General features: G+C 74.2%; 8 protein-coding genes. 2 read left to right on the forward strand and 6 right to left on the reverse strand.

What is annotated here, in order from left to right; translation table 11 throughout:
- Positions 1-33 precede the first annotated feature (33 nt).
- Positions 34-1,275 carry an FAD-binding protein gene (locus ACWERV_RS11550; RefSeq protein ID WP_452931658.1) on the reverse strand — a complete coding sequence of 414 codons (1,242 nt, stop codon included), beginning with the start codon at positions 1,273-1,275 and terminating at the stop codon, positions 34-36.
- A 408-nt stretch (positions 1,276-1,683) separates the two neighbouring features.
- Here ACWERV_RS11550 and ACWERV_RS11555 point away from each other — a divergent pair, with 408 nt between their 5' ends.
- Positions 1,684-2,055 (forward strand): hypothetical protein, encoded by a 372-nt coding sequence (locus ACWERV_RS11555; protein WP_452931828.1) that lies wholly within the window; start codon positions 1,684-1,686, stop codon positions 2,053-2,055.
- Positions 2,056-2,127: 72 nt separating this feature from the next.
- Here the strand turns inward: ACWERV_RS11555 and ACWERV_RS11560 are convergent, their stop codons facing one another.
- Positions 2,128-3,303 (reverse strand): acyl-CoA dehydrogenase family protein, encoded by a 1,176-nt coding sequence (locus ACWERV_RS11560; protein ID WP_398180141.1) that lies wholly within the window; start codon positions 3,301-3,303, stop codon positions 2,128-2,130.
- 257 nt (positions 3,304-3,560) lie between these two features.
- On the opposite strand from ACWERV_RS11560, the gene ACWERV_RS11565 reads away from it, so the two are divergent.
- Positions 3,561-5,213, forward strand: a complete 1,653-nt coding sequence (locus ACWERV_RS11565) for a serine/threonine-protein kinase (protein WP_452931661.1) — start codon at positions 3,561-3,563, stop codon at positions 5,211-5,213.
- 12 nt (positions 5,214-5,225) lie between these two features.
- Here ACWERV_RS11565 and ACWERV_RS11570 read toward each other — a convergent pair whose 3' ends face one another.
- From ACWERV_RS11570 to ACWERV_RS11585, 4 genes are all read right to left on the reverse strand, one after another.
- Positions 5,226-6,482, reverse strand: a complete 1,257-nt coding sequence (locus ACWERV_RS11570) for an SLC13 family permease (RefSeq protein WP_452931831.1) — start codon at positions 6,480-6,482, stop codon at positions 5,226-5,228.
- 115 nt (positions 6,483-6,597) lie between these two features.
- A complete protein-coding gene (locus ACWERV_RS11575) occupies positions 6,598-8,778 on the reverse strand; it encodes a putative bifunctional diguanylate cyclase/phosphodiesterase (protein ID WP_452931834.1) in 2,181 nt (726 codons plus the stop codon).
- 2 nt (positions 8,779-8,780) lie between these two features.
- Entirely contained in the window at positions 8,781-9,596 is an 816-nt protein-coding gene (locus ACWERV_RS11580; protein WP_398180147.1) for an SAM-dependent methyltransferase, read from the reverse strand.
- A gap of 304 nt (positions 9,597-9,900) precedes the next feature.
- Positions 9,901-11,148, reverse strand: coding sequence for a carbohydrate-binding protein (locus tag ACWERV_RS11585; protein WP_452931664.1), 1,248 nt, complete (start codon positions 11,146-11,148; stop codon positions 9,901-9,903).
- Positions 11,149-11,528: the final 380 nt, after the last annotated feature.

An 11,528-nucleotide genomic window follows, 5' to 3' on the forward strand; every position in this document is an offset into this window, starting at 1 on the left:
CCGACGACCTTACCGTTCCGCCGGGGATTTCGGTCATCCGCGGAGCATACGGTCGAGGAAGGCGTTGGAGAAGGTGCCCGCGGGGTCGGTCGCGGCGACGAGCGCGGCGAAGTCGTCCATCCTCGGGTAGCGGGCGCGGACCTCGGCGGGGTCGGTGGTGAAGAGCTTGCCCCAGTGCGGCCGGGCCGCGTAGGGCGCGAGCGCGGCCTCCAGCGGGGCGAGCACGGCCAGGACGGCGGCGGTGTCCTTGACCCAGGTGAAGTGGAGTCCCACGGTGTCGCGGCCGTACGCGGGGCTGAGCCACAGCCGGTCGGCGGCGATGGTGCGGATCTCGCAGATCTGCAGCGCGGGCGCGATGGTGTCGCGCATCGCGTCGAGCGCGGCGAGCGCGGCGGTGGCGTGCGCACGCGGCACGAGGTACTCGGACTGGATCTCCTCGCCGTTGCTGGGCGTGAAGCCGGGCCGGAAGTGCGGCAGCCGCTCGTGCCAGGGCCCGGGGACGTCGAACTGCTCGGTGCAGTGCACCGGGTCGACGCCGGGCACCGGGTGCAGCTTGGCCGGCGCGGGCTCGGCCCACGGGAAGTCGGCGTCGGGGGCGTCGGCGAGCTGCTTGAGCCAGACCTGGGTGAAGCGCGGGCCGCGCCAGTCGGTGAAGAGGCTGACGCTGTACGCGGCCGAGGTGATCGCGTCGAAGTGCTCGACGGCGTCGGCGAGGTCGAGGCCGGTGCGGACCTGCTGCCGTACGGCGAAGTCGGGCCGCAGGTCGAGGGTGAGGTGGGTGACGACGCCGAGCGCCCCGAGGGCGACGACGGCGCCGTCGAACGTGTCGGGGTCGGCGGCGCGGCTCATGGTGTGGATGGCGCCGTCGGAGGTGACGAGGTCGAGGCCGGAGACCGCGGTGGCCAGCGAGCCGTTGCGGTCGCCGGAGCCGTGGGTGCCGGTCGCGACGGAGCCGGCGACGGAGATGTGCGGCAGCGAGGCCATGTTGGGCAGCGCCCAACCGTGGGCGTGCAGGTGCGCGGCGAGGTCGGCGTAGCGCACACCGGCGGCGACCCGCACGGTGCGGGCGGCGGTGTCGACGTCGATCTCGGGCGGCAGCGCGGAGGTGTCGATGAGGGTGCCGTCGGTGTCCGCGATGTCGCTGAAGGAGTGGGCGCTGCCGAGCGCCTTGGCCCGGCGGCTGCCGGCGACGGCGGACCGCAGTTCCGCCACGGTGGCCGGGCGTCGTACTTCGGCCGCCGAGAAGGTCAGGTTCCCCGCCCAGTTGGTTCGCATCACGTCACGCTTCCGATCCCGCGGGACCCGTCCTGGCCTCGCCTGTTCGCACTGTATCCGGACGGTTGGCAAGGCGCCGCGCGGGGGCTCAGGGGGGTGCGCGGGCGCACGCCGGGGGCGCATGAACCGGCCAACCGCGGGGATGTGACGAAGCACACACCGGATGGGCCGGTCCGCCCGCTATGGCGTGGTTACCCGCGTAGCGCGGCGGGAAGTGCTCGCTATGGCCTGAGGCGTGACGCCCGGCCGACCCGTTGGAGGGGCACTCACCCGAGGGGGACACGCACCATGCGTCATCACGTGCGCCGCAGTCGCAGCGAGCGGACCGCTCCCGCGTTCGAGGAGGGCCACGAACGCGGCCCGACCCCGGCCGCCGGCCTTACGGACGCCGACGCGTCCGACGACCTGATGGACATCTTCGCCGCCGAGGCGGACGCCGGCGTCGAGGACGTCCTCGACGAGGACACCGCGGACATCGTCCGGCTGTCCTGCCCCGGCTGCGGGCGGCCCATCGCCGTCCTCGCGGACGAGGACCGCCTCCCGCAGCACGCGCTGTGCCCGACGCCGTGGAATCCGTTCGGCCTGACGGTGTGCGACGGCTCCGGCCGCGCGGTCGCCGAGGCCGGCCCGGTCGCCGTCGGCGCCGCGGACCGCCGGCCGGACCTGGCCGTACTGCTCACCCTGCCCGCCGGGCTGGACTGGCGCACCCAGCCCTTCTCGCACGTCGGCGGCCCCGAGTCGCGCCCCGTCCACCTGCCCCCGCAGGGGCTCGCGGCCTAGGCCCGCGGTCGGGCCGGCGCCCCCGTCGCCGGCCCCCGCCTCCATCGCCCCGCCCTCGCCCGCGCCCGCAGCTCAGCGGCGGGATTCCGGGCCCGCCAGGTGGCGGGCGACGACCATCCGCTGGATCTGGTTGGTGCCCTCCAGGATCTGCAGCACCTTCGCCTCCCGCAGGTAGCGCTCCAGCGGGAAGTCGGCGGTGTAGCCGTATCCGCCGAGCAGCTGGACGGCGTCGGTGGTCACCCGCATCGCGGTGTCGGTGCAGAAGAGCTTGGCCATCGCGGCCTGCGCGGAGAAGGGCTCCCCGGCGTCCCGCAGCCGCGCGGCCGACAGGTAGAGGGCGCGGCCGGCCTCCACTCCGGTCGCCATGTCGGCGAGCATGAAGCGCAGTCCCTGGAAGTCGGCGACCGGCCTGCCGAACTGCTGCCGCTCCAGGACGTAGCCGAGTGCCGCGTCCAGCGCGGCCTGGGCGACGCCGATCGCGCACGCGGCGATGCCGAGCCGTCCGGAGTCCAGGGCGCCGAGGGCGATGGCGAAGCCCTGGCCGAGGTCGCCGATCCGGCGGGCGTCGGGGACGCGTACCCCGTCGAGGTGCAGTTGCGCGGTCGGCGAGCCCTTCAGGCCCATCTTCCGCTCGGGCGGGGCCGCGGACAGCCCCGCGGTGTCGGCGGGTACGAGGTACGCCGAGATGCCGTGCGCGCCCTCGCCGCCGCTGCGGGCCAGCACGGTGTAGAAGTCGGCGACCCCGCCGTGGGTGATCCAGGCCTTGGTGCCGTCGAGGACCCAGTCGTCGCCGTCCCGGGCCGCGCGGGTGCGCAGGGCCGCGGCGTCGGAGCCGGAGGTGGGCTCGGACAGGCAGTAGGCGCCCAGCAGGCCGCCGCCGAGCATCGCGGGCAGGTGCTCGGCGCGCTGCTCCTTGGTGCCGTAGTGGGCGAGGGCGTGGCAGGACAGGGTGTGGACGCTGACGCCCATGCCGACGGTCAGCCGCGCGGCCGCGAGCTCCTCCAGCACCTGGAGGTAGACCTCGTAGGGCTGGCCCCCGCCGCCGTACTCCTCCGGGTAGGGCAGGCCGAGCAGTCCGGACTCGCCGATCAGGGTGAAGACCTCGCGCGGGAAGCGGCCCGCCTCCTCCTGGGCCGCCGCGGCGGGGGCGATCTCGCGCTGGGCCAGTTCCCGGGTGAGCGCGAGCAGGTCGCGCGCCTCCTCGGTGGGCAGTTGGCGGGACACCGGCTGCGGACCGTACTTCTGCATGGCGGCGCACTCCTCCCGGTCGGGGGCTACGGGGCGGGCCGCCGTGGGTGGGCGGTTCCGTCCGATGGGCATACCCGGCTGCCGCCCTCCCGTACCGGATCACGGCACGGGCTGATCGACGAGACCGGCGCGTTGGAGTATGCCGGACGCGGCGGCGCACGTCACCGGTGCGCCGCCGCCGGACGGGGGCCAGGTGAAGATCCGCGGGTTTCCGGAACGGCGGGGCCGGGCGGGGCGCGCCGTCGTACGCTCGGCCCATGGAGAGGCTGCAAGCCGGAGACCCGCGGTCGATCGGCGGATATCCCTTGTTCGCGCGGCTCGGGGCGGGCGGGATGGGGCAGGTGTTCCTCGCCCGGACCCCGGCGGGCCGGGCCCTGGCGCTGAAGACCGTACGGCCGGAGTTCGCGCTCGATCCCGGCTTCGGCGCCCGGTTCGCCCAGGAGATCCGCAACGCCGACCGGGTGCGCTCGCCGTGGACGGTCGCGGTGGTCGACTTCAGCCCGCCCGGCAGCGGTCCGCAGTGGCTGGCGACCGAGTACGTCCCGGCGCCGTCGCTCTCCGACCGGGTCGCCGCCCACGGCCCGCTGCCCGCGCGGGCGGTGACCGCCCTGGCCGCCGAGCTGTGCGGGGCGCTGCGGACCGTCCACGAGGCGGGGCTCGCGCACCGCGACGTCAAGCCGTCCAACGTGCTGCTGGCCGCGCGGCGGCCGCTGCTCATCGACTTCGGCATCGCCCGCGCGGCGGAGGACACCCGGCACACCAGCACCGGCGGGATGATCGGCTCCCCCGGCTACATGGCGCCCGAGCAGGCCACGGCGGGCTCGGCGGCCGAGCCGGGCGACCTCTTCGCGCTGGCCGCGGTGCTGGTGTACGCGGCCACCGGGCACGGGCCCTTCCAGCACCCCGGCGAGGAGGTCTCCGCGCCGGCGCTGCTCTACCGGGTGGTGCACGAGGACCCGGACCTGGAGGGTGTGCCCGCCGAGCTGCTGCCGATGCTCCGCGCGTGCCTGGCCAAGAGCCCGGCGGAGCGCCCCGACGCCCGGACCGCCGCCGAGCTGCTGCCCGGCGGCGGCGCCACCGGCGGGTGGCCCGCGGCCGCTTCGGAGCTGGCGGCGGACCTGGCGGCCCGGGAGGCGCAGACCCGGGCGGCGCTGGGCGCGGCGCCCGCCGCGGACCTCGGCCCCTCGCCGTACGGTCCGGGCACCACGGCCTATCCGACCGGGCCCGCCCCGCTCACTGCCCCGCACACCGCCCCGCACCCGCAGCCGGTCCGGCCCACGGTCGCGGCCCCGACGGCGGGGCACCCCTACGGCGGCGCGCCCGCCTCCCCCGCCACGCCGGGGCGGCGGCGCGCGAACGGCCCGCTGCTCGCGGCGGCCGGCGGCGCGGTGGCGGTCGTGGCGGTGCTGGCCGTGGTGCTCAGCCAGAACCTGGGCTCCGGATCGGGCGGCGACGGCGGCTCGGGCGGCGACACGGGCGGCAAGGGCACGGGCAGCACGTCGTCCGGGGCGTCCGCGGCCACCGCCGGGGACCGGCTGCCCGCGGCGTGGGTCGGCACCTGGTACGGCGAGGGTCCGGGGAGCTACTCGCAGGGCAGCAGCTCGGTCAAGGTCACGCTCACCCTGCGGGGCGGCAGCCGTGGCAGCACCGTCGGCAAGCAGGTCAGCAACATTCCCGTACCCGACTCCGGTGTGGACAACGGCTGCACCGAGGATCTGCGGCTCACCGGTGTGCAGGGCGACATGATGACCTTCGAGGCGGTCACCAGCGTGCCCACCGACCGCGATTCCGATCTGCACTGCGCCGACGGCCGCGTCTACACGCTGTCCATGACCGATGCCACGCACCTGCAGCTGGCACCCGGCTCCACGGCCCCCGGGTCGCCGACCGTCCTGCGGAAGACGAGCTGAGCGGGGCGCCCGTCAGGTGCCGGTGAGGCGCAGGCCCGCCCACAGCGCGGCGGTCGCGGCGACCAGGGTGGGCGGCACGGTGAGCAGCCCCAGCCGGGTGAAGGTGCCGAGCTTCGCGTCGGCCCCGTGGTCGTGCAGCACGCGGCGCCACAGCAGGGTGGCGAGCGACCCGGCGTAGCTGAGGTTGGGCCCGAGGTTGACGCCGATGAGCACGGCGAGCACCGGCCCCGCGCCGCCGGACTCGGCGAGCGGCAGCAGCGCGAGGGTGGCCGGCAGGTTGTTGATCAGGTTGGCCAGCACGGCGGAGAACGCGGCGACCCCGAGCAGCGCGGGCAGGCTGTCGCCGTTCGGCAGCACCGCGTCGGCCGCGTCGGACAGCCCATTGCGCACGACCGCCTCGACGACGACGCCGAGCGCCAGCACGAACAGGCAGAACAGCGGCCCGGCCGCCTTCACCAGGCTGGGCACGGTGGCCCGCCCGCGGTACAGGGCGCGCACCCCCAGCACCAGCGCGCCGCCGAGCGCGGCCCAGGCCGGGTTGATCCCGGCGAGCGAGGTGACGGCGAAGCCGGCCAGCGTCAGGCCGAGCACCACGAGGGTGACGACGGGGACGGCGGGCGGCTCGCCGCGCTCCGGCGGGTGCTCGACGACCGCGAGGTCGGCGGCGAAGAAACGGCGGAAGACGGCGTATTCGATGCCGACGGCCAGCAGCCAGGGCACCGCCATCAGCAGCGCGAAGCGGGTGAAGGTGATGCCCGCGGCGGTGAAGGCCAGCAGGTTGGTCAGGTTGGACACCGGCAGCAGCAGGGAGCCGGAGTTGGCCAGGTGCGCGCACGCGTAGACGTGCGGGCGGGCGCGCGCCCCGGCCCGCGCGGCGGTCGCGATGACGACGGGGGTGAGCAGCACGACCGTGGCGTCCAGGCTGAGCACCGCGGTCACCACGGCGGCGACGGCGAAGACGCCCGCGAGCAGCCGCTGCGGGCGCCCGTGGCAGGCCTGCGAGATGGCGTCGCCCGCGGCGGTGAAGAGCCCGTCGTCGGCGCACAGCTCGGCGAGCACGAGCACCGCGGCGAGGAAGCCGACGACGGGGGCCAGTTCGCGGATCTGGTGCCAGGCGGCGGAGAGCGGCACGGCCCCGACGGCGGCCAGCAGCACCGCGGCGGGCACCGCGGCGGCGGCCTCCGGCCAGCCGTGCGGGCGCAGCACGGCGAAGCCCAGGACGAGCAGCAGCGCGGCCACGGACAGCGTCTCTGCGGCTGCGGTGCTCAGCGGAACTCCCTGGTGCGGATGACGGCGTACCAGGGGATTTCATCACAGCGGGGGGCGGTGCCCGGACAGCGCCGCCGTGCCGCGGGCCGGTGCCGCGTCAGGCGCGTCAGGCGCGTCAGCCGGCGTCGGCGAGGGTGAGCTTGTGCAGCCGGTCGGCGGGTCCGGCCTTGCCGTAGTACCAGCCCTGGGCGGTGTCGCAGCCCAGTGCGCGCAGGTGGTCGGCCTGGACGCGGGTCTCGACGCCCTCGACGGTGACGGTGAGGCCGAGGGCGTGCGCGAGGGTGACGACACACTCGACGATCTTGAACTCCATCGGGTCGGCCGGCTTGCACCGCATGCCGCGGGTGAACGCGCGGTCGAGCTTGAGCACGCTGACCGGGAGCCAGCGCAGCGAGGCGAGGTTGGAGTAGCCGGTGCCGAAGTCGTCCAGCGCTATGGCGACGCCGAGATCGGCGATCCGCCGCAGCGGTTCGAGGGCGTCCTTGTCGGCGCCGATCAGGGCGCTCTCGGTCACTTCGAGGCACAGCGCGCTCGGCTCCAGGCCGCTCTCGCCGAGGACCGCGGCGACGTCGGAGACCAGACCGCGGTGGCCGAGCTGCACGGGCGAGAGGTTGACGTTGATCCGCGGCGGGGGCCCCGGGCAGTGCAGGTCCTGCCGCCACTCCTGGGCCTGCCGGACGGCCTGCTCCAGCACCCAGCGGCCGAGCGGCACGATCTGCCCGGTGCTCTCGGCGAGCGGGATGAACCGGTCGGGCCCGAGGACGCCGTGCACCGGGTGGCTCCACCGCACCAGCGCCTCGGCGCCGAGCACGGAGTTGTCCTCCAGGGCGATGAGCGGCTGGTACTCCACGAAGAACTCGTGGTGGCGCAGCGCGCTGGGCAGCTGGTTGGTCAGGCCGTGCCGGGTGATGGCGCGGGCGTCGGCGTCCGCGTCGGCGACCTCGTAGCGGTTGCCGCCGCGCTCCTTCGCGCGGTACATCGTGATGTCGGCGCTGCGCAGGATGTCGGCCGGGCCGCGGCCGCCGACCGGGCCGTGCACGAGGCCGAGGCTGCCGTGCACGGTGAGCTGGCGGTCGTCCAGCAGGACCGGGGTGGACAGCGCGCCCAGGATGCGCGCGGCCAGGTCGGTGACGGCCCGCCGGTCGGGCGGGTCGGCGTACAGCGCCACGAACTCGTCGCCGCCGATCCGCGCGACGAGCTGGTCCGGCGAGGTGACGCACTCGCGCAGCCGGTCCGCGACGGCGAGCAGCAGCCGGTCGCCGACGGCGTGACCGAGGCTGTCGTTGACGGCCTTGAAGCCGTCGAGGTCCAGGTAGCACACCCCGATCTGGCGGGACGGCCCGTCGGCGGGCTCCTCCAGGGCCTGGTCGAGGCGTTCGAAGAACAGTGCCCGGTTGGGCAGCGCGGTGAGCGCGTCGTGGGTGGCCTGGTGGCGCAGCCGCTCCAGCAGCCGACGGCGCTCGGTCACGTCGTCGAGCAGCGCGAGCTGGTAGCGCGGCCGCCCGGCGGCGTCCCGCAGCAGCGACACCTGGACGTCGGCCCACAGCACCGAGCCGTCGGCACGCGGGTAGGCCTTCTCGATCTGGTAGTGGTCGCGCTCACCGGTGACCAGTTCGCGGTTGACGCCCTCGGTGTCGGTGGAGTTCTCCGGGTGCAGCCAGTCGGCGGTCCTGCGCTGCCGGATGAAGGACTCGCTGCCGAACATCCGCACCAGGGCCGCGTTGAGCTCCAGGATGGTGCCGTCGAGGTCGGCGATGCCGATGCCGACGGCGGCGGTCTCGAAGACCGCCCGGAAGCGGGCCTCGCTCGCGGCGAGCGCACTCTCCGCCTCGCTCTTGGCGTTGAGGGCGGCGCGCGAGATGGACTCCTGCTCGCGCAGGGTGCGTTCGCGCAGCGCGTGGGCGAAGCCGACGGCGACCGCGTGCTGCAGCCGGGCGCAGCGCGCCCGGCACTCGTCGGCGGGCAGGCCCAGCTCGGGGCCGGGACCGCAGTAGAGGACGAGGTAGGCGTCGATGACGCCGAGGATGCTGGGCAGCGCCTCGGGGTCGGTGCAGTGCGCGGCGACCAGTCCGGTGCCGACCTGGACGGCCGCGCGCGGCTCGAAGCGCTCGGCGTGCAGGGCGTCGCGCAGCACCGCGGCCAGCGGCAGGAGGTGCGCCTCGAACTCCGCCTTGGTCATCGAGGTGGCCGTCACCGGGTAGACCGCCCGGCTCCAGATCGCCGCGAACCGGGCCAGGCTGTCGTCGTCCACCGCCGTCGCCGGGCCCGGTCCGTACCCGGCGAGGACCGGTCGCAGCGTCACGCCTTCAGCCCCACGCCGGACAGCCCGGCCAGCACGGCGGGATCGATGTCGTCCCCGGGCGGGGAGTCGGGGCGCCAGTACGGGAGCGTCACGACACCGGGCTCCAGCAGCTCGAATCCGGTGAAGAAGCGTTCCACCTCCTGCGGCGAGCGCAGGATCAGCGGGGTCCGGGTGCGCCGGTAGATCTTGACGGCCTCGTCCTGGTCCTCGTTCATCTCGGTCTGCTGCGTGCCGTGGGTGACGACCAGCACGCTGCCGGGCGCGAGGGCGTCGCGGAGGGTGGCGACCACGCCGTACGCGTCGTCCTCGTCCTCGGACAGGAAGTGCAGCACCGCGACGAGCAGCAGCGCGACCGGCTGCCCGAGATCCAGCAGCCGCCGGGTCTCGGGGTGGTCCAGGACGCCGCGCGGGTCGCGCAGGTCGGCCGCGGCGATCGTGGCGTGCTTGTTGCCGTCGAGCACCGCCTTGCTGTGCTCGACGGCGACCGGGTCGTTGTCGACGTAGACGACGTTCGCCTCGGGGTTCAGAGCGTGCACGACCTCGTGGACGTTGCCGAAGGTCGGTATGCCCGAGCCGATGTCGAGGAACTGGGTGATGCCGCGGCCCACCGCGTAGCGCACCGCGCGGCGCATCATCGCCCGGTTGGCCTGCCCCAGCTTGGGGATGCCCGGCATGGCCTCGATGGCCTTGCGGGCCGCGTCCCGGTCCACCTCGAAGTTGTGCGAGCCGCCCAGGAAGTAGTCGTACACCCGCGACACGCTGGGCACGTTGATGTCGATACCGGGGGGTGCCCAGGAGGGTCGCTCAGTCACGGTGGGAGTCTCCAGGTCGAGGGGCCGGGGTGGACGCGTCCGGAGCAACTGTCGCGGACGGGAGGCCGCTTGTCCCTGTGAGGCTACTGATCGTATGTTCGGAGCGAAACAACCAACCGGAGACGCTACGTCCGTTTTCGGTCAACAACCACCGGCATGTGCAGGTGCGAAAACGCGCCACGGCGAATTCGCGCAGAGGAAGCGGGCAAGCCCCGTCACGATGACGGGCCCGCGGCACCTCACGCCGCGGGCCCTTCAGCGATTTCCGGCCAATCTCTGCGGGCCGGGTGTCGTCACGCTGCGGTCAGCAGGCGCCCTCGTCCTGCCACACGCCCCACTCGCCGGTGGTGCCGGGCTCCTCGTTGGTCGTCCACCACTTGGCCTTCCACAGGTGGCCGTTGTGCGCGACCTCGTTGCCGCCCGTGTAGACCGCGGAGGCGCTCCACTGGGCGGCGGTGCAGGTGCCGCCACCGCCGGGCGAGGTCGGCGGGGTGGTCGGCGGCGTCGTCGGCGGGTTGGTGGGCGGGGTGGCGCCCGCGAACTTCACCGAGAACTTCGCGAACTCCCAGTTGCTCTGCGGCACGCTGCTGCACGTGCCCGAGGTGGTCTGGTTGTCCGGCGGGGTGCACTGCCGGTCCCGGTTGAGGGACCAGAAGGTGAAGCGGGCCATGCCGTGGCTGGTCGCGTAGTCCAGCACGGTCTGGAAGTCCGCCTGGTAGAAGTACTCGCCCGCGTCGCTGCGGCCGTTCATGCCGGAGAAGCCCTCGTGGGCGTACGCCGTCGCGGTGTCCCAGCCGAAGGTGGTCTTCAGCAGGCCGTTGAAGGCGGTGAGCGCCGCGGTCTGGGCGGCGGCACCGTTGAAGCCGCCGTCGAAGGGCATGATGGAGAAGTTGTTGGGCGTGAAGCCCTGCGACTTGGCCTCGTTGAGCATCTGCTGGCCGAACCAGCCGGTGCCGGCCGCGGTGCCCGCGGTGGTCACCGAGATGTACAGGCCCGGGTTGTTCTGCTGGAGGATCTTGGCCGCGCCGATCTCGTGCGCGACGGCCGCGGTGTTCTCGTACTCCGGCTCCTCCAGGTCGAAGTCCATCGCCTTGAGCTGGTACTTGTTGATGACCTGCTGGTAGGCGGCCGCGGTCGAGGCCGCGTCGGAGCAGGCCTGGCCGAGCTTGGTGCCGCCGTAGCCGCCGATCGAGACGGAGACGTCACCGCCCTTGGCGCGGATCGCGGAGATGACGTTGCCGACCGCGGTGTCGGACGAGACCGCGCTCGTACCGCTCCATGTCGGCGTACAGCCACCGCCGTTGGGGGCCAGGATGAACGCGAGCTGGAAGGCCTTCAGGCCGGTGGCGTCCATGATCGCGGTCGCGTCCGGCGGATTGTTGTCGGTCGGCATCAGATACGGGGCGGCGGCGTACCACTGGCTGCCCAGGGCGGACGACGCCGCCGTGGCGCCGTCCGCCTGCCCGGCGCCGACCGTGGCCACGGCACCCAGCCCGGCCACGGCGAGCGCGGCAGCGGCCACGCCCGAACCCAGTGCTTGGAGACGCTTCACGTCGGGAACCTCCTGTGGGGGAACGTGCCAGCAGAATCCAGCGCTGACACGAACCCGTCAATGAGTTGGTCCAGACCTTTAGAGCAACCCACAAATTGGTCGAGACCAATTTGTGGCAGAAGCGGCACGTGGGCGCTCCGCGCCGGTAGTTGGGAACATGCCGCTGCCGCGGCGAACTCCCTCGCCGGGGGCGAAGCAGCACGTAGGCGCTCCGCGCCGGGCGTGGGGGACGTGCTGCTGCCGCGGCAGGCGCCGGGCACACCCGTGCCGGGGTGGAGCGGCACGTAGGCGACCCGCGCCGGGAGGCGAGGACGTGCCGCTGCCGCGGCGGGGGCGGGGACACGGCGAAGCGGCAGTAGGCGCTCCGTGCCGGACGCAGG

The sequence above is a fragment of the Streptomyces sp. NPDC004031 genome (assembly GCF_053604375.1).